Raw genomic sequence first — 22,878 nt, forward strand, 5'->3', positions numbered from 1 at the left:
TGTGGATTAAAGTCTTTTTACCCGAACCATATTGGTGGTTCCAGCTACCCATACCGGGTGCCCTGCCGTTATGATCACTAAATCGCCTTTTGACACATAACCCGTCTTAAGGGCAGCTATAGCGGCCTTCTCAATCATATCGTCCGTATCCCTGAGGTCCGTCACCAGACGGGGAAGACATCCCCAGAAAAGGGCGAGCCGCCGCACCGTCAGCAGGTTAGGTGAAAGTGCAATAATAGATTTCCTGGGTCTGAATCTGGAGATATGTTCGGCCGTCTTGCCCGACTGAGTTGGCGCTACAATGGCAGAGGCATCAAGGTGGTCCATTAAATCGCAGGAAGCGTGAGCGACAGAATCTGAAATATCCTTTTCCGGTATCAGCCGTAAATATCGATCATGAGGGTAGTTCTTCTCTGCGCTCTCAATGATGCGAGCCATAAACCCAACGGCCTCCACAGGATATCTTCCCATGGCTGTTTCCTCGGAAAGCATGACTGCATCGGTCCCATCGAGGACCGCATTGGCCACGTCTGTGGCCTCAGCTCTTGTAGGCCGGGGAGAAGAAACCATCGACCCGAGCATCTGGGTTGCGGTTATAACCGGTTTACCCAGAGTATTTGCACGCTGAATCAGCATTTTCTGAATGCCGGGCACTTGCTCAAGAGGGATTTCCACGCCAAGGTCACCGCGCGCCACCATAACACCATCAGAAGCTTCCATAATCTCTTCAATATTCTTGATAGCTTCATGTTTTTCAATCTTCGCAATGACCGGCGTATCCTTCCCCTCCCCTTGAATGATTTTTTTAACCTTCAGGATGTCGCCCACAGTCCTGACAAAGGATAGGGCCACATAATCGACCCCGTTTCTCAAGCCAAAAAGAAGGTCTTTATGGTCCTTGTCAGTAATGGAAGGAGTTCGAATTGTCCCCGCCGGTAAATTAATCCCTTTATGAGAGGTAAGGACGCCCCCTGTAATTACCTCACATTCGACCTCGGAGTCCCTCACGCCTACAACCTTCAGTTCCATAAAACCGTCGGCAAGTAATATCGTGTCCCCCTTCTTCACTGCTTCGCACAGGTCCGGACAGGATACTGATACCCTTTCACTCGTACCTTCTATGTTCTGTGTGGTCAAGATAAAGGTCTCTCCCGCCTCAAGCCTCACCCCGGGGTCCGGAATATCTCCTACCCTTATCTTTGTCCCTGCAAGGTCCTGTAATATGGCAACGGGTCTGCCAAGCTCATCGGAAACATTTCTGATAGTATGAATTTTTTTCCCATGCCCGCTCAAGCTTCCATGAGAAAAGTTTAGCCTGGCTACACTCATGCCATTTTGAATTAATTTCCGAATGACTTCCGGCGATTCACTGGCCGGACCGATAGTACAGACAATCTTGGTCTTTGGAATAGATTTGCTCATCTCACACCCTCCCCAAAAAAGAGTATAGGAAACTGAAATGTAAGTGTCAATATTTAACTCTTGCACGATACGGGCAAACCGATTAACATGACGAGAGTTTTAAAAATATGATTCTTCGCTGCTCAAAACTTTCGCTCTCAGAATCATATTACCAAAGCTATACGCAACTTTACGAGAGCTTTTTCAAGAGTCTCAGGTGGTCAACGACAATGTACTGGTGGGGAAAACAGATTTTAACGGGAGCACTCTCATTATTTTTTCTTCTGTTTGGTATTGATCTCCTCATTTCATCTTACCATTTAAAAAACCCTCACCAATTTATTATCTGTTTTTTTGCATCAAACTTGATAATCATGATAAGCGCTGTCGGAGTGCTCTACCCTGCTATAAGAATATTTGCCCGCTTAAGAACAAAAAATGTAGACGAAGGCAATGACAATATTTAAACAGACAAATAGTAACAAGCCGGTTTTATTCATGCTTGTTATCTTAATATCTTTAAGTTTAACGGCAACGGCATCCGGCTATGACCTCGAAAAGAGTGTCAGGGAATTTTCCCTCGAAAACGGCCTGAAGGTTCTGATGCTTGAAAGACATCTCGCCCCGACGGTCTCGCTCTACATAAGGCACAAAGCAGGCGCCGTTGATGAAATAAGCGGCCGAACAGGCACCGCCCATCTCCTGGAACACATGATGTTTAAGGGGACAACGACTATCGGAACAAAGAACTTCAAAGAGGAGAAAAAGGTCCTCGATGAGATAACAGCATTAGGAAATGCCTTTGACAGCGAAAGGTTGAAGGGGGACACCGCCGACAAAAAAAAGCTGGAAAAATTGAAACAGCAATTAGAGATTTTACAGAAAAGGGGAAAGAAATGGATTGCGGGAAACGAAATCGGCAGACTCTACACGGAAAATGGAGGAGTTAACCTGAACGCCTCCACCGGCCAAGATCTTACAACCTATTACGTAAGCCTCCCTTCCAACAAGCTCGAACTCTGGGCAAGGATAGAATCTGACAGGATGACAAACCCAGTCCTCAGGGAATTCTACACCGAGCGGGATGTGGTCATAGAAGAGAGGAAACAGACCACCGAATCCATCCCTGCCAGATTGCTTATGGAACAGTTTCTTGCCTCGGCCTTCACGGCACACCCATACAGGAGACCTGTCATTGGCTGGGCTTCGGATATGCAATTTTTGAACATCAATTACACAAAGGAGTTTTTCAGATATTACTACGCCCCAAATAACACTGTAATCGCCATAGTTGGAGACATATTGCCTGATGTAACCATTAATATTATAAAAAAATATTTCGGTCCAATACCGGGCAGGAAGCTTCCCCCTTCGCACATAACAGAAGAACCCAGGCAGAAAGGGGAGAGGAGAATTGAACTGGCATACGATGCGAATCCCCGCATTACAATAGGGTATCACAAGCCTACATTACCCTCCCTCGATGATTATGTCTTTGATGTCATCGATTCGATCCTTTCAGGTGGAAGGACATCAAGACTCTTCAAGGTACTTGTCGAGGAGAAAGGTATAGCCGAAAGCGCCAACACGGCAAACGGCATTCCGGGTGCACGGTTTCCGAATCTGTTTACAATATTTGCGACACCGAGATATCCCCATACGACCGCTGAACTGGAGGATGCCATCTACAAAGAGCTCGAAAAACTGAAAAGGGAACCGGTGACCAAAAGGGAGCTTGAAAAGATAAAAAACCAACTGAAGGCAAATGTTATAAGGGACCTCAATTCAAACTCGGGACTTGCCGGCAGGTTGTCATATTTTGAAGCAATCGCTGGTGATTTTCGATATATAACCCGTCATATCAAGATCATAGAAAAAATTACCTCTGAGGATATCATGAGAACGGCAAAAAAATACCTGATTCGTGATAATCGGACGGTTGCCGTGTTAAAAAGGAAGAAGCAGTGAAAAAAACATGCCGCATAATGAAAATAATCCCCCCTAAGGGGGGACGGGGGGATTATCAGATAAAGAAAACCTGTTTTTTATCTGTATTAATATTCTTTACCATACTCATTTCAGGCATCTGTTCAGCTGAACCTACTCCACCCATAAATCCAGATGATATAAAATACCCACCGCTGACATTTGCGCCGCCAGAGGCCGAAAGGGTGGAGCTTAAAAATGGCATAATCCTTTACATTCTTGAAGATCGCGAGATTCCCCTCATCAATATATCGGCAGTTATCAGAACCGGTTCCATTTACGACCCGCAAGGAAAAGAGGGGGTCGCCGAAATCACAGGAGATGTGATGAGAACAGGCGGAACTAAAAAAAGAACAGGCGGTGAAATTGACGAAGAGCTTGAATACTTTGCCGGCACAATTGGTATTTCAACCGATATGGAGTCAGCATCAGCCACTCTTTCCGTACTCCAAAAAGACCTCGATGAGGGACTCGACATTTTCGCCGACATCATCATGAATCCAATCTTTGATGATAAAAAACTCAAGACGGCAAAAGATTTGAAGATCGAAGCTTTAAGAAGAATACTGGACGAGCCTCAAAAGGTGGCGTTCAGGGAATTTAAAAGACTAATATACGGGGGAAACACCAGGGGAAGATTGCCCTCCATGGAATCAGTCAAAAAAATTACAAGAGACGATCTGGTTAAATTTCACGGTAAATTCTATTATCCGGGAAATATAATGATGGCCGTAGTTGGCGATATAACCAGAGATGAGGCGGTATCAAAGATAAATTCATTTTTCGGGGCATGGGATAAAAAGGGAAAGACTAAAGAGATACCTCCCCCACAATTAAAACAAGATAAATCAATCAATTACGTATATAAAAATGTTCCCCAATCAATCATTATCATAGGGCACCTGACACCCGGCAGGAATAATCCTGATTTTTACCCATTTACGGTCCTCGATTTTATCCTTGGCAGTGGAGGCTTCCGATCACGCATTATCCATGAGGTAAGAAACAATTTAGGCCTTGCCTACAGCACCGGAAGTTTTTACAATGGGAGGAGCGAATATGGGGTTTTCGGTGCCTATGCCATAACAAAATCCTCCTCTACTGCAGAGGTTTTATCCCTTATCATGTCAATCATTAATGATGTCAGAAACAACCGTGTGGCTGAAAGCGAACTCCTATGGGCAAAAAAATCCATTAATAACAACTTTATCTTTACCTTTGACTCCACGGATCAAATAGCAATTCAGCAGATGATGATCAGATATAATAATCTGCCTGAGGATTTTCTGAAAACATACACGGCTAAAATAGAAAAAGTAACTTTTAAAGATTTGAAAAGGGTTGCAAAAAAATACCTTTCCCGCGACCAGTCAACCATAATTGTCGTTGGAAATGAAAAAGATTTTGATAAACCACTTTCCACTTTTGGAAATGTATACAAAATAGGGGGCAGCCACAATGGACACTAAGGTTTTTAAGCGGATAGCAAACAGAATAGATTCTTACAAAGATGATATGATCCGGATGCAGATTGAGCTTACCGCTATTCCGGCCATTGCTCCTGATAATGGGGGGAATGGAGAATATGAGAAGGCAAAGTTTCTCATCAGCAGTCTCAATGGTCTTGGCTTCAGCAATATCAGGGAATACAATGCCCCAGATGTCAGGGTTTCATCGGGTATTCGTCCCAATATTATCACCACCATACCCGGAAAAAATCGGGGAAAAACAGTCTGGATACTGACCCATATTGACATTGTTCCTCCGGGGGAAATCAATCTCTGGGAATCAGATCCTTATAAGGGATATGTTAAAGATGGAAGAATATTCGGCAGGGGAACAGAAGATAATCAGCAGGATCTGGTAGCGTCATTATTTGCAGCCAGGGCTTTTATTGACGAGGGTATAACCCCTGAAAATGAGATAGGATTGGCTTTCGTGGCCGATGAAGAAACCGCCAGCAAATTCGGTCTCGAACATCTGCTTAAAAACGAAAAGGGTATCTTCAAGAAAACCGATATAATTGTGGTTCCGGATTTTGGGAGTAAAGAAGGAAACATGATAGAGGTAGCCGAAAAAAGTATACTCTGGCTTCGCTTTAAAACAACAGGTAAGCAGTGCCATGCAAGCAGGCCATCTTTTGGAAAAAACGCCTTTTCGGCAGCATCCCATCTTGTTGTAAGGCTAACTGACCTCCACAATATCTTTAATAAATCAGATCATCTTTATCAGCCTTCGACAAGCACCTTTGAACCAACCAGAAAAGATGCCAATGTACCAAATATTAATACGATCCCGGGTGAGGATGTTTTCTATATAGACAGCAGGATCCTCCCAGAGTACAAATTAAAGGATATAATATCCGAAACGAGAACGATGGCTGATGAAATAGAGGAAAAGTTCGGGGTATCAATCGAAATTACCGCCGTTCAGCAAGCACAGGCTTCTCCTCCAACTGTCCATGATGCACCTGTTGTAACCTCCCTTCAAAAGGCCGTTTCTTATGTATACGGAGTTGATGCCTATCCTGTAGGAATAGGTGGTGGAACTGTCGCAGCTTTTTTTCGCAAGGAAGATTTTCCCGTAGCTGTATGGTCAAGATTAGGGCAGACTGCACATCAACCGAATGAAAACTGCCTGATTTCAAATATGATCGGAAATGCAAAAGTATATGCGCATCTGTTTCTTCAGGAATAACTTCCGAGTTCAAAGTTCAAAGTTCAAAGTTCAGAGTTCAGAGTTCAGAGTTTAAAGCCCGAAACTCGGAACTCAAAACCCGAAGGATGAAAATGGGGTTGCAATCAGAATTTGACAGTGGTAGCATTCCAACTATTAAAACTCACATGGCCTTTCGGCCACAACGAAGTATGGAAGTTATATCGCAGTTTACGGTGAACTGGTGACCGACAACCGTCGACTTTGAACTCGGAACTCGGAACTTTGAACTCGGAACTTTGAACTCGGAACTTTGAACTCGGAACTTTAATGTAGAAGGTTGGAATTTTTGAAATCACAGCCTGAAGACAACTCAGTTAAAAAGCTGAGTTTCCCGGATAATGCTGCAATTAAAGTACTGCTCGGGGAACGCGATAAAAACATAAAGCTAATAGAAGGATTAGAAAGTGTAAAACTTCACGTCAGAGGGAATAATGTCTCAATATCTGGAGATGTTATAGGAGTTAGTATAATTGAAAAACTCCTTGTTCAGCTTTACTCCCTCATCAAAAAAGGATACCCCGTATATAACTCCGATATCGACTATGCCCACAGAATACTTTCCGAAAACAGTTCAATAAACATTGAGAAAATCTTTTTAGATACTGTCTTCATATCAGCGAACAAAAGGGTTATTTCTCCTAAAAGTATTGCCCAGAAGCTTTACATTGACTCCATGAGAAAATATGACATGGTCTTCAGTATCGGTCCCGCGGGAACGGGTAAAACTTATTTAGCCATGGCCATGGCCGTTGCGCTACTTCTTGAAAAGAAGATTAACCGTATCGTACTGACAAGACCAGCGTTGGAGGCCGGTGAAAAACTCGGTTTTCTTCCGGGTGATCTTGCAGAAAAGGTGAATCCATATCTCAGGCCACTCTACGATGCGCTCTATGACATGGTGGATTTTGATAGGGCATCAACTCTGATAAATAAGGGAATAATAGAGGTCGCACCCCTTGCCTTCATGAGGGGAAGAACCCTGAATGAATCCTTTATAATTCTGGACGAGGCACAAAATACGACCCCGGAACAGATGAAGATGTTTTTGACCAGAATGGGTTTTGGCTCGAAGGTCGTGATAACCGGAGACGTAACTCAAACAGATCTTCCACCTGATAAGATATCGGGATTAATACAAGTTGAAAGAATTTTGAAAAAAACAGAAAATATTAAATTTGTTTACTTCTCGGAGGTTGATGTAGCCAGGCATTCTCTTGTCCAGGATATCATACGCGCTTATAACAACCTGGATCGAAGCAAAGGGGAATTCAAGTGACTAAAGTTTGAAGTGCCTAAAGTGATCTAAAGTTAAAGTGACCAAAATCCTTAACTTTAGGCACTTTAGTTCACTTTACACTTCTTTGACCGGGAGCGCACCCGCAAGCCCCGCCTTGTAGGCGGGGTAAGGGGCGCAATATAAAACAAACATATTCCTTACCGGGAAGCTCCGCCCTGTGGGCGGGGAGCTTCACTTTAGGCACTTTAGCTCACTTTTATCTTATGAAGACACTTGCGAACGAACTTTTCACAAAGGTAAAAAAAAGTGCAGCCCAAAGTGGGCTCATGCTCAGATTTACCAGAAACATTCTGCTTCAGAGATGGGTAACTGTAATCTGTATGAGCTTGCTTCTCTCTTTACTTCTCACACCCCATATTCATTTCATACATCCAACATATAAAGTCGCTTCTATTGCCACCAAAAACATAAGGGCTGACCGTGATTTCCTGGTTGAAGACAGAGCGTCAACCGAACAGAAAAAAATGGAGGCGATTGAAAACATAAAACCTGTCTATGACTATGACAGAGATATCCCTTTGGCTCTCGGAATGAATATAGCGAGGGCATTTACATCGATGGAAGAAAAATATTGCGAGATCAATGAAGAAAACTCTCATGAAAATAAACAGGCTATCTTAAAAAAAGCTAAAAAAGAATTCGAAGAAACATTGGGAACAGTTCTTACAGTCAGCGAATTTAATGTTCTCAGTAAGTACAATTTTTCATTCGACGTATGCAATGACATTGTGAAGCTGATCTACTCCACCTACAATAACAACTTGATAAGTCAGGGGCTCCCTTCAAAAAGGGAGAAAGATACCGGTATTATTGTCAGGAATGTAAAGACGCAAAACGAGAAAGAAATAAAGGATCTCTCTTCGATCTTCAATATAAAGGAAGCAGGGGCGCTACTGCGAAAACAGTCAAGGATAGACCTTGACAATCAAAAAACTGGAATTGAAAAAGTTGCTGTTTCATTAACAAAAAGGCTGATCCGGCCAAACCTCACCTTCAACAAAAATGAGATAGAAAAAAGAAAGCAGATCATTTTAGACAATGTGAAACATGTGTACTCCAAGGTACAGAAAAATGAGATGATTATTCGTGAAGGAGAAAAGATCACCCCTGCCGCCCTGGAGAAGCTTGAAGCCTTTTTCAAGGTACAGGAGGGGAAAAGGCTCGTAGATTACTCCGCGTTTCTGGGAATGTTCCTCATAATTATCATCCTCTCCATCACATTCTACTATATGTCTAAAAACCGGCTAACAACCCTTGGAAAAACCAACGTGGATATCTTATTTCTGGGAACCACGTTAATTCTCCAGATACTCCTAATAAGGGCAGGAATCTTCACGTCTGAATCGATAACCCGTGTTTTCACCTTCATTCCTGCCGACGCAGGTTTTTATGCCATACCTTTTACGGTGGGTGCCATGCTCATCACGGTTCATCTCAGCAGGAGCATTGCGACCATCTTTTCTGTTTTTTCTTCGTATCTTGCAACTTTTCTCTTTAATGAAAAGATGGCCTTCTTCCTCTTTTCCTTTCTTGGAAGTGTAGTAGCAATCAACTACCTGGTTCACTGCAAGCAGCGTACCGTATTTCTTAAAGCCGGCTTATTGGTGGGCATGATTAACATTATTGTTATTACATGCCTCGCTCTACTCACGGGCAACACATTCTCTGCGGATACACTTATAAAACTGGCCATGGGAATCATCGGTGGTGTAGTTTCAGGGATAATTGTAGCGGGAATTGCCCCGCTGTTTGAAAGCCTCTTCGGTTACACCACCGACATAAAGCTTCTTGAACTTGCCAACCTCAATCAACCTGTCTTTCAACAGATGATTATCAAGGCACCGGGAACGTATCACCACAGCATAATAGTGGCATCAATGGTAGAAGCCGCCGCCGAGGCCATTGGTGTAAACTCACTCTTAGCCAAGGTGGGCGCTTACTATCACGACATAGGTAAGATGAAAAAATCCCCTTACTTTATAGAAAATCAACGAAACGGGGAAAACAAACATGACAAACTCTCACCCAAAATGAGCAGCCTAATCATTATCTCACATGTCAAAAACGGATGTGAGCTGGCTAACAAATATAAGCTTGGAAAACCAATCACGGACATCATAAAGGAACATCATGGAACAGGTCTTGTCAGCTACTTTTATGAAAAGGCAAAGAAGGACAGTAACTCTTCCATCCGGTCAATACCGGAAAGTGATTTCAGATATTCCGGGCCAAAACCTCAAACAAGGGAAGCCGGGCTCGTTTTGCTTGGTGATGTAGTAGAAGCATCATCGCGTATGCTGACAAACCCGACACCCTCAAGAATAAGAGCTCTCGTTAAGGAAAGATTCGCACAGGTTCTTGCTGATGGACAGCTTGATGAATGCAAGCTTACGTTGTCTGATCTTAATGGAATTTCTGAGAGTTTCATCAGGATTCTAAACGGCATATTCCATCAGAGGATAGACTATCCCCAACCAGTAATCAAAAAAAATGACAAAGTGAGACCCTTTAAAAAAGTCTCACTTTAAGAGAATAATGGCAGTACTTATAAAAAACAGTCAAAAAAAAATAGTGATAGATTTTGAGCGAGTGCGCCAGGCCCTGCACGATATATTGGAAAATCTTGATTGTCAGGATAAAGAGATAAGCTTTCTTTTTGTCGATGACGACGGCATACGGGAAATCAATAAAAAATATCTGGGCAGAGATTACCCCACCAACGTCATCGCATTCTCCATGACTGAGGGTGAATTTGGTGACATTAGTCCCGATATGCTTGGTGATGTCATCATCTCGGTAGAAACAGCTTTAAAAGATGCAAGGAGCGCTAATATTGAATTTGAGGAAGAGCTGGATTTTCTCGTGATTCACGGTATTCTTCATCTTCTCGGGTATGATCACGAGACATCCGAGGCAGACGCAAAGCGGATGAAAAAGAAAGAAGAGGAACTGTTCTTCGCGTTGAATAATTATCTGATTGAGTAAGCGCCGGCTTTAGCCGGCAGCTTTAGGCACAAAGGAATATTTCTCTACTTTTTTCCTTTGTGCCTCTGTGCCTTAGTCACTTTGTGCCTTAAATTACCTTTCCACAATTATGATCTGGCCGGGATAAATTCTCTCAGTAAGACTGAGACTGTTCATTCCTAAAAGTGAATTTAAACTGATATTATGTCTCCTGGCAATCCTGTCAAGACTGTCTCCCCTGCGAACCGTATAGATCCCGGTTGCAGTACGACTCTTAATTTTGATTATCTGACCGACACTAAGCCTGTTGCTGCGAAGATTATTAACCCCTTTTATCTCGGAGATGGTCGTATCGAAATGTCTTGCCATAAGCCACAGAGAATCCCCTCGTTTCACCTTGTATTTAACGACTTTACCGGGTAAAGGTCTCTTGCTAATACTCTTAATCCTGAGACGTTCCTCTGATTTCGGCTGGATATAGCCGTAACCGCGGGCCGGAATTCTCAGATGCTGTCCCTCCCTGATTTTATGGCTGCTTTTCAAACGGTTATAGGCGACAATAGCCCGCACAGAACTCTTATACTTATCCGCAATAACAGAAATGGACTCTCCGGGTTTTACCCTGTGCTTCACAAAGGCCGGACGGGGAACTGTCGATTCAGGGATTTCATTGGCGACAAGTGCAAACCGTTCTGCTACTTCGGGAGGAACTTTCAAATCATATTTTCTGTCAGGTGTAAGATTATACCTGAGTTCCGGATTGAGCGACGTTAATGTCTCTTTTGGAATATTGAGGCACAGGGCAATGTCCTGCAATCGCATACACTTGCTCGTCTCAACCAGTTTATAACAGAGCGGTTTTTCTAAATTATCACTCAGATCTATCCCATATTTGTCCGGATCCTTAATGATATGAAGCGTTGCCAGGAAACGGGGAACATACCGTGCAGTTTCATAAGGCAGCTGTCGGTAAAGATCCCAGAAATTATCCAAATAATTAACATGCTGTCTTGATATGGCTTTTAGAACCCTTCCTTCACCACAATTGTAAGCAGCAAGCACGGTCATCCAGTCACCAAATATTCCATGTAGCTCTTTAAGATATGCAATGGCTGCTTTTGTTGATTTTACCACATCCATCCGTTCATCGACGAAGCTGTCACGTTTGAGACCGAATTTATACCCTGTCGAGGGAATGAATTGCCACAGTCCGAGGGCACGGGCCCTTGAAAGTGCCTTGACTTTGAATCCACTCTCAACCAGCGGCAGCCAGGAGAGTTCTTCGGGTAATCCAGCCTCTTTCAAATAATCCAGGATGATTTGACGGTAGAGGCCGGAACGCTGATAAGACATGATAAAAAATTTCCGCTCTGAAGTCTGAAAAAGCTTAATTTCCTTTTTAATATCATCATTTATAGGGAGTGGTATTTCACTTTGATTTCCCGTTGCGACGGTGTGCATTGAGGCATAAATCTCCAGGATACGTTTCGATATCATGAAACGGAGATCATCTTTCTGCCTTGAAATATCCAGATCCCCGTCAACATCCAATATGAGATCATACGCCTTATCGAGCGACTTCAGGGCATTTTCAAGATCTCCTTTTTCCCAGAAATCCTGCGACTGACCGAGCAGATCAATTGCTTCATCCATAGTTTCCTGCTTATGATTTTTGCTTTTTTGCTCGGGCGGACTTTTCTTAACCGCTACATCAGTTGCCGATTGTTCTTCACTAACAGCTACATCAGGAGAAGAACTCCGGGGAACATCCTGCGTGGATGATTTGTAAATTGTATGCATCGGATGGGAACAGGAGCACAAAACAAGTAGAATAATTGGTAACAATATTTTTAATCGCGACATCGAAAAGAACTCCTTAAGTTTAAGTGAACTAAAGCCGTTAAGTGCCTAAAGTTTGAAATGCCTAAAGTGAACTAAAGTTAATGATGATGCATTCGTAAAAAGTCAGTTTTTGTCACCCTGAATTTATTTCAGGGTCTTTAACTTACTGAACTGATTAGATCCTGAAACGAGTTCAGGATGACAAATGGTGCAGTTTATAACTTTTTACGGGTACATTAATGATGATGCATTCGTAAAAAGTCAGTTTTTGTCACCCTGAATTTATTTCAGGGTCTCTAACTTGCTGAAATGTTTAGATCCTGAAACGAGTTCAGGATGACAAATGGTGCAGTTTATAACTTTTTACGGGTACATTAATGATGCTTCTCCACAATTTTAGCTCACTTTAGTCACTTCAAACTTTAGGCACTTTTTTAACTCATAAGATAGGCATCTATAAAAACATCTATATTCCCATCCAGGACACTGTTGACATTACCTACCTCTACATTTGTCCTGTGATCCTTAATCATTTTATAGGGATGAAGTATGTAGGAGCGTATCTGGCTTCCCCAGGCAATTTCTTTTTTTGACTTGCTTATCTCATTCAATTTTTCGTCCTGCTCCTCGCGTTTAAGCTCGTAAAGTCTTGATTTCAAAACCTTCATCGCCATAGCCCTGTTTTTATGCTGGGATCTTTCATTCTGACACTGGACAACAACTCCTGTGGGTATATGGGTAATTCTGACGGCGGAGTCAGTCTTATTAACGTGTTGTCCCCCAGCCCCGGTAGATCTGTATGTGTCTATTCTCAAGTCGTTTTCGTTAATTTCTACGATTATTTCATCATTCACTTCCGGACACACAAAGACAGATGCAAAAGAGGTATGCCTCCTTCCACCTGCATCAAACGGTGATATCCGTACGAGCCTGTGTATCCCGACCTCTGCCCTCGCATATCCATAAGCATAGTCCCCCTCCAGGGTCATAGTAACACTCTTTATGCCTGCCTCATCACCCGGCTGGAAGTCAACGATATTTGTGGAGAATCCTCTCCTCTCAGCCCATCTAAGATACATCCGTAAAAGTATTTCAGCCCAGTCCTGTGCTTCAGTACCACCGGCACCGGCATGGATTGACATTATAGCGTTCAACGGATCCTGCTCACTTCCGAGCATGATCTTCAATTCTTCATCTTTTACTCTCGCCTCAAGTTTGTCAAGATCCTCCTTAATTTCCTTCAGTGTTTCCTCGTCATTCTCTTCACAAGCCATTTCAAAAAAAATTCCCAAATCTTCGATGGTACTCTCGTACCGCTTCAGGTTCTCTACCACGGCTTCCAGCTTTGTCTTTTTCTTCAATATTTCTTTAGCCTTCTCAGGATCGCTCCAGAAATCTTCACCTGAAGAATGCTTTTCGAGCTTTTTTATTTCCACCTCTTTGCCGGCAACGTCAAAGACAACCTCTAAGGATATCGACTCTATTTTTTAAATCTTTTATAATCCCAGACAACTCTTCGATCATTTTCTTCTCTCCTCCTCAAAAGTGAACTGATAAATAACAAAAATAATAATAAAAAGCAAAAATAGGTAAATAAATCACCATACCTTGAATAAAAGGTCTCACGGTCAAAAAACTGTACAGTTCCCGTCAGTACCGTTCTTTTGAACAATTCCGTCTTCAAAATGATCTCCCCTGTTGGTCCTATTATGGCGCTTATCCCTGTATTGGCCGCCCTTGCAATAGAGACCCGGTTTTCAATCGCCCTGAACACGGTCATTGAAAGGTTCTGATAGGGAGCTGATGTCATGCCAAACCAGGCATCGTTCGTTATATTTACGAGCAGCGATACCCCGCTTCTCCCATACTCCCTGCTGATTTCAGGAAATATACTTTCAAAACATATAAGGACACCTATCTTCTTTTCATCCATTAAAAGAGGATGAAATCCCTTGCCTGAACGAAAGTCCCCTACACCAGGCACCAATTTCCCCAGAAAGGAAAACAAAGAGCTAAATGGCACATATTCACCATAAGGAACCAGATGGACCTTATCATATTTTCCGGTAACGCTACCTTCCGGCGATATCATATAGGCACTATTAAAATAGTATGTACTGCCCTCTTTCTTTTCAAAACCAGGGCTCCCGAAGAGGAGATAAGCATTTGACTTTTTTGCAACGTCCAGGACATCCATGTGTTTATCATCTATGTCTTGGAAAAAAAAGGGGGTGGCAGTCTCAGGCCAGATAATCAATTCCGGTTTTGATTGTAGCGCCCCAAAGGACAAATCTCTGTATATATCCAGAGTCTTCCTTTGATACTTCACATCCCACTTTATGCTCTGATCAATATTCCCCTGAATAAGTGCAACTTTACTCGATTTAACACCCTTTAAGGTCTCTTTCAAGTCAACGACACGTAACATACCATAACATAAAATGAGCGCGACCAGAACACTTCCAATCAATACTTCAAATAAAACTTTTCTTTTATCATTACGGTTAAATATCAAGTCATAAAACACACAATTTATGAAAACCACCACAAAAGATATCCCGTATATGCCAGTTACATCGACAATCTGAATCAGAAAGGTGTTAAGATACTGAGAATAGGCAAGGTTTTCCCATGGAAATCCCGTAAAAAGGTGTGATTTACCATATTCAAGACATGTCCACAACAATGGCGCCGAGACTATCTCTGGTATCCCTCTTCTTCCAAAGAAAACCACCCCGGCAGAAAAAAGGGAAACATACATGCTCAAACAGACCGCAAGGAGCAGCATGACAGAAACGCCAAGGTAAAAAGGAAGATAACCATACCTTACGACCACAAAGGCGATCCAGTAGATTATGCCGATATTGTATACAAGACCTGCAATAAGGCCAAGTATAAAACCTTCTGAAGGGGTTTTCCCCCTGAGAGCATATAAAAGGGGTATAAGCGAAAACCAGACAAAAATCCCCAGCCCAAACTTAGGAAAGGAAAGAAAGAGGAGGATTCCTGAAGCTATAGATAGAGCTAAATTAACGGGCGTCAGGACCCTGTTATCAGGCATTATTTCCTATGAACCTCCACCAACTTCCAGGTATCGTCACTTCTTGAACTGAACAGCGAGCACACTCCCCGCTGCTTGCAGCGGGGTTAGCGAGCGAATAAAATCAACAATTTTCCTTAACAGTCGGAGATTCCCCGCAGCTTGCTGCGGGGAGCTTCAAACTTACTCCTTACTGCCTACTTTTTTACCGTCTTCCTTTACCTTCTTTATCTTTACCTTCTTTATGCTTCTCTCATCAGCCGATTCGATTATCATCTCAAAACCATCATGATAAACAACCTCTCCAGCAACTGGAATCTTTTCGATTATATGTAAGATCAATCCGCCCAGGGTCTCAAACTTTCCTGCCGGAATCTCCATGCCAAAATATTCTTCAACCTCTTCAATCTCTACTCTGCTGTCTACAAGTACGTAACCATCTGGAAGTTCGGTTATTTCTTTCTCTTTTACATCATGTTCGTCATGAATTTCCCCGACAATCTCCTCTATCAAATCTTCCAGGGTAACGAGACCGGATGTCCCTCCATACTCATCAATAACGATAGCCATGTGATACTTTCTCTGCTGCAGTTCATGGAGAAGAAAGTGTATGTTTTTTGTTTCAGGTATATAGTAAGGCTTCCTCAGGTTTGAAAGAACATCTACTTCGGAAACCTGTCGCGACCAGAATTTCAAAAGGTCCTTTACATTCAATATTCCGATAATATTATCCACACTGCCGCTATAGACAGGCACCCTTGTATGACCATGCTTCATAATAAGATCAAGAATTTCCTCTATTGCGGCATCATTGCTTATCGCAATCATCTCCGTCCTCGGAATCATGACCTCGCGAACAAGGGTATCTCTAAAATCAAGGATACTCTGTATCATTTCGCCAGACCGCTGGTCTATCAGACCCTTCTCCTCGCCCTCATCGATGATAGATTGTATTTCTTTCTCCAGATGCGAGTGATCTTTCTTGAGCAAGAGCCCCTTAATCCAGACTTTAAATTTTTTACTAAAAATAATAATGCTCTCCTTTAAAATTCCAGTCCACTTTATACCAGGACGGAGGAAAAGGCAAGCGCTTAACAAGGTTTACGGCTATAATATCTCTGGAAGCATAAATTGATAGAACAGGAGACGATGTCTTGATTCTGTTATCTGATAACAGCTTTACAAGCAGGCACTACATTTTGCAGTGAAGCTCCTCGCCCACAGGGCGGAGCTTCCCGGTAAGGAAATCGAAGATTCATGAGCCGAAGGCAAATCAATCGAAGATTCATGAGCAAAGCGAATAATCGGAGATAGTGAGCTATTGCGAATAATATATTCCTTTTATATTGCGCCCCTTACCCCGCCAGGGCGGGACTTGCGGGTGCGCTCCCGGTCAATTTTTCTTGACACAAAAGGACATTTCGCTCTATATTACCCCCACTAAAACAGGACAAAGCTGAATGGAGATATCAATGAGTAAAGTCGATTTATTCGCCGAGAAAAAGCCAATCCTGGGCATTAACGGCCTTGGAAGAATTGGCAAGCTGACTTTATGGCATCATATCGAGAGAAAATATTTCAAGGAAATTGTTGTCAATCATGGAAGAGATATTGGACAGGGGTTACATGCCGTCGCACAGATGATAGAGAAAGACTCAACCTATGGGTTAATGCATACATTCTTATACGGGATAAATGCAAAACCCATAATCAAAATTATCGATGAGAAACAGGGCAAACTACTAATTGACGGAATTCCTGTGACCATCTTACGAAAAGCGAGAAATCCCAAAGATATTTCCTGGCGCGATTACGGAGTCGATGTCGTAGCAGAATGTACGGGTAATTTTAGAGATCCAACGCTAAAGCCGAATGACGAAAAAGGAACAATAAGGGGCCATTCTTTAGGCGGGGCAAAAGTTATAATCAATTCATCCGCCTTCAGGATTAAAAACAAAGCGCTGTCTATGCCGGAAGATGCTGTTACGTTGATCTATGGTATTAATCATCAAGTATTCAACCCGAAGAAACACACCATTATTTCAGCTGCATCATGTACAACCACAGCACTTGCACACATGATAAAACCTCTTTTGGAAAATGAAAAAACCAACTCTATGCTTACTGCTTCAATGTCAACCATCCACGCTGTGACAAACTCACAAAAGGTGTTGGACAGTGTACCTGAGGCCGGAGCAGAAGACTTAAGAAAAAACAGAAGCATTTTAGATAATATTATTTTAACCTCAACGAATGCAGCTGAGGCCCTGGCCCAAGTCATTCCCGAAGTTAGCAAGATCGGCTTTATGGCAGATTCGGTCCGGATTCCTATCAAAACAGAATCTTTGATAATTTTAAACATGACTTTCCAAAGCCGAATGGGAAAGGATGGGAAAATCAGTTTGATTGATACCGAAACAATCAATGAAATATACAAAAAGGCATACGAAAGTGATCCTGAACGACTTCTGGTTTATTCAGAAGAACAAAATGTGTCAAGTGATGTTTCCGGAATAGATGCTTCCGTAGTCATTGAAGGACAATTCAATCATAGCAGAATTGCCTTTTTCAGTGTTGACCTTTCTCACATTCCAGATCTGTCTCCGGAATTTCTGAAATCTTTTCCTCTGAAAAAAATGGACATTCCTGTTGTTCATGCAAAAATATTTGGCTGGTATGATAATGAATATGGCAGCTACACAAATAGAATGGGGGATTTAACAGTTTACGTACACAAAGCGTTAAAATAGAAAACTGGAAAACTCGCTTATTAGCTCAGTTTTCTGAATAAATGTTCCTCTTATATCTTTACTCTATACGTTTCTGTCGATTTAATACGATGTTTACCTAAATAAACGGCGCCGCTCCATCCATCAATGCTAATAAAATCACCGCCTTTTAATTTCCGGTCATTGATTTTAATAAAACCATCCCGCTCATAAACTTTCAAACTTTTCAAACCAACAACACCGACTTTATTAAGCTGAGGAATAGTCACTGCAGCATGTGAAGTACTTCCGCCTTTGGCAGTAAGCAATCCATCGACTTGACAAACCAATCCAATGTCTTCCGGAACAGTATCTGGACGAATCAAGATGAGGTGTGTCCCTGGTTCCTTTTTTCTTAAAACTTTAATTTCTTCGTCTGAAAAAACCACTCTTCCACAAATCGCACCGCCACCAACCCCGATACCAACTCCCAATAAAGACATCTCCAGCTTTTTCGACTCGGCAAAATGCTTTAATTCCATTGACTCCATAGGAGACATATCTCTTGTCTGGAGAATATAAAAGCCATCTTTTGAACCGTTTACAAAAGTAAATTCAATCTCCTGATGGACATATCCTTTTTCGTAAATCAACTCTTCTGCAATTCGCTTTAGTTTAGAAAACACTTCCGGAAAATCTTTTTCTAACGAAATATTATAATCTTTTTTTTCAGTTTTTCTTTGGGCTTCTGAAATAGGATAAGTATCTACAAGACCGGAAACGATATCCTCTCCCTGAATCCCGAATATAAAGTCTCCATTAAGCGCTACTGAAGTAGACAAACCTTTAGGGTGTCGGGTAAAAACCACACCAGAGCCTGATCTTTCATTCAAATTCCCAAAAACCATTTCCTGGACAACCACGGCGGTTCCCCATTCATCTGAAATATTTAGCTCTTGCCGGTATAATCTCGCCCGGGAAGAATTCCAGGATTCCAATACTTTCAATATGGCTTTTCCTAATTGTTTACGAGGTTCATCTTCTATATTTATCCCATTCCTGAGCAGTTCCTGCTTATATAATATTGCTATTTCCTTCATTTGATTCGGTCTAAACTGCAACTTTTTCGAAACGTTATATTTTCTTTTAAAATCATCTATGATTTCATCAAAAAAATCACGATTCAACCCTTCAAACATTCCCCAAGCCTGAAGAAACCTTCTATAACAATCCCACGCTGCCCAACCATGGCCCTCCTTTTTGCTCAACCCTTCAGCTATCTCTTCGTTCATTCCTACATTTAAAAACGAACCCATCATTCCCGGAAGAGAAATGGCTGCTCCACTTCTTACAGAAAAAAGCAGAGGATTTTCAGGATCACCGAATTTTTTCCCTGTAACATTGTTGATCTTCAATATTTCTTTATCGATACGTTCATCAAGGTCCTTTATGATGCTATCGTATCCAAGAACAGCCTCAAGGCAGCGAAAAACTTCTGTAGTAATAATAAAACCGGGAGGAACGGGAAATTTGAACGAGGCCAATTGTTTCAAGAAATATCCCTTGTTCCCCAAAATAATTTGATCATCGTTTTTATGGGGCTTTGTGTGTATTGGACGAATCGCGATATTCGGATTATAGGTCATGAGAATATTCAGTATGTGCCTGCGCTCTTTAAATTTATCATGCTCAGCACTTAGCGTCCCGATTATGTCGCTAATAAAATTGTCCAGCGTTTGCAACGCAAATGCAGAAGCGATCATTGATCGGATAAGTTTTTCCGAGATTTTATAGACAGTTCCTTCGTCTATTTCAGAAAGGCCTTCCCCCCCCTCTCCCTGTTTTTTTTCAACACATTGCTTAACAATGACAGGTAGATTGGCCTGGTGGGCATCGATATAATAAACTCTGACAATATCTTGAATACTTTTTGAAAGAAAACGAAAGATATCCATATACTGATCTATGCCAAAGCGCTTTATCCTAAGTGCACTGTTAAAATATTTCATTTTTGATTCCAAGCCTTCAGTAGCAATCCCTTCCAATTGAAGCGCTTTGATAAACAGCCAAAGATATTTGTTAATTTCTGTCAGGGTTATCTTTGTTATAAATTGATGGTTTAAATCATTAATCATCTCCTCAAACAGAACAGTGGCCATACTTTGCAGGCGGAAAGATAATCCTAAAGCCTCAAATTTTTCTTCGCGATAGGTTCCATACATGGACGGAATACCCGCAGCGATGTGTCTTTTACGGTAAATGTTTTCGAAAGATTCTGTCTTTTCAGGTGAAAGGATGCGTGTTTTCAATACGCTCAATAAATCTAAAAGAATGACCAGGCTTTTGTAATAGTTCCTGCGCTGTAAGAATTTCTGTAAAGCATCTATTTTTGTTTTCTCAAAAACGGAAGAAGATTCTAAATCTTTTATTAAATCCAGATGCCCTATATAATATTTTTTGTATAAAAGCTGATAAAATTTTAATAAGAGAGCAGCTCTCTCCTTATCTCTTTCCGGAACACGAGGAATTGTTTGCAGGGTTTTCTGAACTTTTGATTCGTCCCATTCCAGGAATGTACTTGTTTTTTGATTAGCTTTTCTTAGCATCGTTCTAAAAATCTTATGCATTCCATCAAAGTATTCACCAGAATTATCAATTTCCTCATAAATTTCGTCAGGCAAATACTCTCTTATCTCCTTCTTGTTGCGGGAATTCCAGAATCGAAATATACTTTCCACAAATGAGACCAACGTGCTGTTGCTTTCCACATGTGATTGCTTTCGCAGAAAATGAATGAGTTTATCTTGACGAAAAGAAGCCTCATCCATTTTAGTTGAAATGTCACGAAGTTCTCCTTCAGCACCAATTTCATTGAAGAAAACAGGCAAGAGTTTATTTAACTGCATAATTAGATTGCTGGCGGGAGAAATATCGGAATTCAAAAGCGCCGAAATATCTTTTTGCAGAAGGTCAGTATCACGTACAAAAATGCCTCCTATTTTAAGATTAATAATAAGCGCCGACAATAATCTTTTAGTCCAGCGGGGGTTCATAGAAATAATCTCCAACCAGGATCGAATATTCTGAACATGGAAACGGTTGAATTTCACCTCCCAATCTGTAGTTATGCCTTGAATATCAGGCGATTGAAAACCAAAAAGAATGATCTGATCGATGAAAGTATCAACTAATTGATGATTGTTCAGCTTGAATATTTCTTTTGCGATAGTATTGATACAGTGGATAGTTGTATCCGGGTATATATGGCGAGCGCTACTTTGTTGAAGCAAATAAAATGTCTTTTTTACAAATTCATTCAAATCTTGATGCGACTTTTCTGTAAAAACCCTGCTGAGGGAACGATTTATTTCGATTAAAGCCTCGCGATGAATATCAGATAGACCATCGAGATTAAAGATCTTAAAAAGAAAATTAAGCCTGGCATAATGCTGATGCCCCGTATAAGCATCTGATCTTTCAAGCTCATCTGCAACTCTTAGATATCCATTCAATATTTGGGAATAATCAGGCAATTGCAGATATCGAGTTATCGCTTCCCATCCCTTATCGTCAACTGATTGATCAATTTCTTCAAGATCACCAAGTAGCTTTTTCAGGTTAAAATGACTGATAGGAAAAATAAGCTTTTTAAAATTTAAAAGGGCTTCCCTGTCTTCGCCACTATCATCTAACCAATCTTCAGGGTTTGGCAGGTTCAACCAATAGTCATATGTCGACTTGAAAACGAGATAAAAAAGCTTTTGCAGATTTTCAACTTGAACCGATACATTATGATTATTTAAATTTGTTAAAATTGCTTTTAAATCCCTCGATTTTTTCTTGAGAAGATAAGGATTTTCCCGAGAAATTTGGTTAAGAAAGTCAAGGGCTTGTAAAACTAACGGTAAATTTCTTGACAGATGTTCACCACTGTCTGACAAAATTTGCTGAATATAGTCAAAAAGATAGTCTATTCCTGTTTCTTTTACGGTCTCGTCTTTTGTTCGACTTATAAGATCTAAATAAATTCCGGTTATAATCTGTATGGCTTTTTTTCCGTTTGGATGGAAGTTATGGTGGTGAAAATCAGCCAAAGAAATTGTTCTCAGTTCTTCTACAACATATTTCCAGTTAATATACGGGTGATTCAATTCTTTCAAAAATTCTTTTGTTCGTTTATGAATACCATGAGAATCTTTAGCGATCGCAAGGAGAGGCTTATGCTTTTCCGAAATTGTAACGGCAACAGAGGTTTTCTCTAAATTGGCTTCTAATGCAGACGAACTCCATATTTTTTTGTCTTCAATCATATATGAACCTCTTCTTCTTCAAACCTCTCAACGGCTTTTCCGCCAATCTTTTTCCAGAAATTCTATCACTTAGGAAGAAGAACCTGAAACTTATATTTTCCTGCCTCAATATGCTTCTAATTTAATATATGATTTCATTGCTGATTTCAATAAATATTGCCTTCGGCCCATTATATCTTCTTTGCCGGATTACTATGATGGCAACCGCGACGGCAAAAACTGTGAATCTCCCCGTCCACCTGTCTGCCGTGTCCGGCACAGGCAGGCAGGGCGGGGCTTGCGGGTGCACCCCGGTCATTTGCGGTTGAAATTTGAGATTATGGCAAAACAGGGATTAGAATGTTAATCGAAAATGGAGCTGTATGCAATTTTCGATTTGATGGTATTGATCAATGTAAATGACGGCTATCCGAACGTGGCTTAATGAGGAAAAGTATTGTTGTCGTCACCTACTTATCAACGTCCTTGACTGTACCGAGAGATTACCCATTATTTAGGTGAGTGGCGCAGGGGAACTACCCCCCTGCGCTCTCTCAGAACTGGACGTGACAGTCTCCCGTCATCCAGCTCCTATTGTCCAGCCTTGACCTGAGAGGGCCTCCAATGGGCAAA

14 protein-coding genes are annotated in these 22,878 nt (G+C 41.5%); 7 read left to right on the forward strand and 7 right to left on the reverse strand.

The annotated features are described in order from the left end of the window. Positions 1-6: 6 nt before the first annotated feature. Positions 7-1,422, reverse strand: coding sequence for a pyruvate kinase (gene pyk, locus Q7J27_09965; GenBank protein ID MDO9529473.1), 1,416 nt, complete (start codon positions 1,420-1,422; stop codon positions 7-9). A 432-nt stretch (positions 1,423-1,854) separates the two neighbouring features. Here pyk and Q7J27_09970 point away from each other — a divergent pair, with 432 nt between their 5' ends. From Q7J27_09970 to ybeY, 6 genes are all read left to right on the forward strand, one after another. After that, positions 1,855-3,369, forward strand: coding sequence for a pitrilysin family protein (locus Q7J27_09970; GenBank protein ID MDO9529474.1), 1,515 nt, complete (start codon positions 1,855-1,857; stop codon positions 3,367-3,369). Positions 3,370-3,386: 17 nt separating this feature from the next. After that, positions 3,387-4,856: a pitrilysin family protein gene (locus tag Q7J27_09975; GenBank protein MDO9529475.1), complete on the forward strand. Its 1,470-nt coding sequence runs from the start codon at positions 3,387-3,389 to the stop codon at positions 4,854-4,856. Beyond that, positions 4,846-6,084: a M20 family metallo-hydrolase gene (locus Q7J27_09980; GenBank protein ID MDO9529476.1), complete on the forward strand. Its 1,239-nt coding sequence runs from the start codon at positions 4,846-4,848 to the stop codon at positions 6,082-6,084. The genes Q7J27_09975 and Q7J27_09980 overlap by 11 nt, the downstream gene beginning before the upstream one ends. Before the next feature lie 298 nt (positions 6,085-6,382). After that, positions 6,383-7,381 (forward strand): PhoH family protein, encoded by a 999-nt coding sequence (locus Q7J27_09985; GenBank protein MDO9529477.1) that lies wholly within the window; start codon positions 6,383-6,385, stop codon positions 7,379-7,381. Positions 7,382-7,605: 224 nt separating this feature from the next. Continuing rightward, positions 7,606-9,930: an HDIG domain-containing protein gene (locus tag Q7J27_09990; GenBank protein MDO9529478.1), complete on the forward strand. Its 2,325-nt coding sequence runs from the start codon at positions 7,606-7,608 to the stop codon at positions 9,928-9,930. Positions 9,931-9,937: 7 nt separating this feature from the next. Further along, positions 9,938-10,387: an rRNA maturation RNase YbeY gene (gene ybeY / locus Q7J27_09995; GenBank protein MDO9529479.1), complete on the forward strand. Its 450-nt coding sequence runs from the start codon at positions 9,938-9,940 to the stop codon at positions 10,385-10,387. A 93-nt stretch (positions 10,388-10,480) separates the two neighbouring features. On the opposite strand, the gene Q7J27_10000 is transcribed toward ybeY, so the two are convergent. The 4 genes from Q7J27_10000 to Q7J27_10015 all read right to left on the reverse strand — a co-directional run bounded on the left by Q7J27_10000 (position 10,481) and on the right by Q7J27_10015 (position 16,238). Beyond that, on the reverse strand, positions 10,481-12,229 hold the full coding sequence (locus Q7J27_10000) for a LysM peptidoglycan-binding domain-containing protein (protein MDO9529480.1): 1,749 nt from the start codon (positions 12,227-12,229) through the stop codon (positions 10,481-10,483). Positions 12,230-12,642: 413 nt separating this feature from the next. Continuing rightward, positions 12,643-13,732, reverse strand: a protein-coding gene (gene prfB / locus Q7J27_10005; GenBank protein ID MDO9529481.1) for a peptide chain release factor 2 whose coding sequence is annotated in 2 segments (ribosomal slippage) — positions 12,643-13,662 and positions 13,664-13,732 — 1,089 coding nt in all. Because the reading frame shifts where the segments join, the coding sequence is not laid out codon by codon here. Next, complete coding sequence (lnt, locus tag Q7J27_10010) at positions 13,689-15,269, reverse strand: apolipoprotein N-acyltransferase (protein ID MDO9529482.1); 1,581 nt, start codon at positions 15,267-15,269, stop codon at positions 13,689-13,691. The genes prfB and lnt overlap by 44 nt, the downstream gene beginning before the upstream one ends. A 162-nt stretch (positions 15,270-15,431) precedes the next feature. After that, positions 15,432-16,238, reverse strand: coding sequence for a hemolysin family protein (locus tag Q7J27_10015; GenBank protein ID MDO9529483.1), 807 nt, complete (start codon positions 16,236-16,238; stop codon positions 15,432-15,434). Between the two features lie 482 nt (positions 16,239-16,720). Here Q7J27_10015 and Q7J27_10020 point away from each other — a divergent pair, with 482 nt between their 5' ends. Next, the gene (locus Q7J27_10020; protein MDO9529484.1) at positions 16,721-17,998 is read left to right on the forward strand and encodes a glyceraldehyde 3-phosphate dehydrogenase NAD-binding domain-containing protein; all 1,278 of its coding nucleotides are present in this window, start codon (positions 16,721-16,723) and stop codon (positions 17,996-17,998) included. 50 nt (positions 17,999-18,048) lie between these two features. Here Q7J27_10020 and Q7J27_10025 read toward each other — a convergent pair whose 3' ends face one another. Continuing rightward, entirely contained in the window at positions 18,049-22,266 is a 4,218-nt protein-coding gene (locus tag Q7J27_10025) for a PEP/pyruvate-binding domain-containing protein (GenBank protein MDO9529485.1), read from the reverse strand. 121 nt (positions 22,267-22,387) lie between these two features. Further along, entirely contained in the window at positions 22,388-22,525 is a 138-nt protein-coding gene (locus Q7J27_10030) for a hypothetical protein (protein MDO9529486.1), read from the reverse strand. Positions 22,526-22,878: the final 353 nt, after the last annotated feature.

The sequence above is a fragment of the Syntrophales bacterium genome, from assembly GCA_030655775.1.
Classification (GTDB): Bacteria; Desulfobacterota; Syntrophia; order Syntrophales; family JADFWA01; genus JAUSPI01.

What these genes read in the sequence shown, in the direction of transcription:
- pyk (MDO9529473.1), bottom strand. Translation starts at nt 1,422, where the DNA reads ATGAGCAAATCTATTCCAAAGACCAAGATTGTCTGTACTATCGGTCCG.
- Q7J27_09970 (MDO9529474.1), top strand. Translation starts at nt 1,855, where the DNA reads ATGACAATATTTAAACAGACAAATAGTAACAAGCCGGTTTTATTCATG.
- Q7J27_09975 (MDO9529475.1), top strand. Translation starts at nt 3,387, where the DNA reads ATGAAAATAATCCCCCCTAAGGGGGGACGGGGGGATTATCAGATAAAG.
- Q7J27_09980 (MDO9529476.1), top strand. Translation starts at nt 4,846, where the DNA reads ATGGACACTAAGGTTTTTAAGCGGATAGCAAACAGAATAGATTCTTAC.
- Q7J27_09990 (MDO9529478.1), top strand. Translation starts at nt 7,606, where the DNA reads ATGAAGACACTTGCGAACGAACTTTTCACAAAGGTAAAAAAAAGTGCA.
- ybeY (MDO9529479.1), top strand. Translation starts at nt 9,938, where the DNA reads ATGGCAGTACTTATAAAAAACAGTCAAAAAAAAATAGTGATAGATTTT.
- Q7J27_10000 (MDO9529480.1), bottom strand. Translation starts at nt 12,229, where the DNA reads ATGTCGCGATTAAAAATATTGTTACCAATTATTCTACTTGTTTTGTGC.
- lnt (MDO9529482.1), bottom strand. Translation starts at nt 15,269, where the DNA reads ATGCCTGATAACAGGGTCCTGACGCCCGTTAATTTAGCTCTATCTATA.
- Q7J27_10020 (MDO9529484.1), top strand. Translation starts at nt 16,721, where the DNA reads ATGAGTAAAGTCGATTTATTCGCCGAGAAAAAGCCAATCCTGGGCATT.
- Q7J27_10025 (MDO9529485.1), bottom strand. Translation starts at nt 22,266, where the DNA reads ATGATTGAAGACAAAAAAATATGGAGTTCGTCTGCATTAGAAGCCAAT.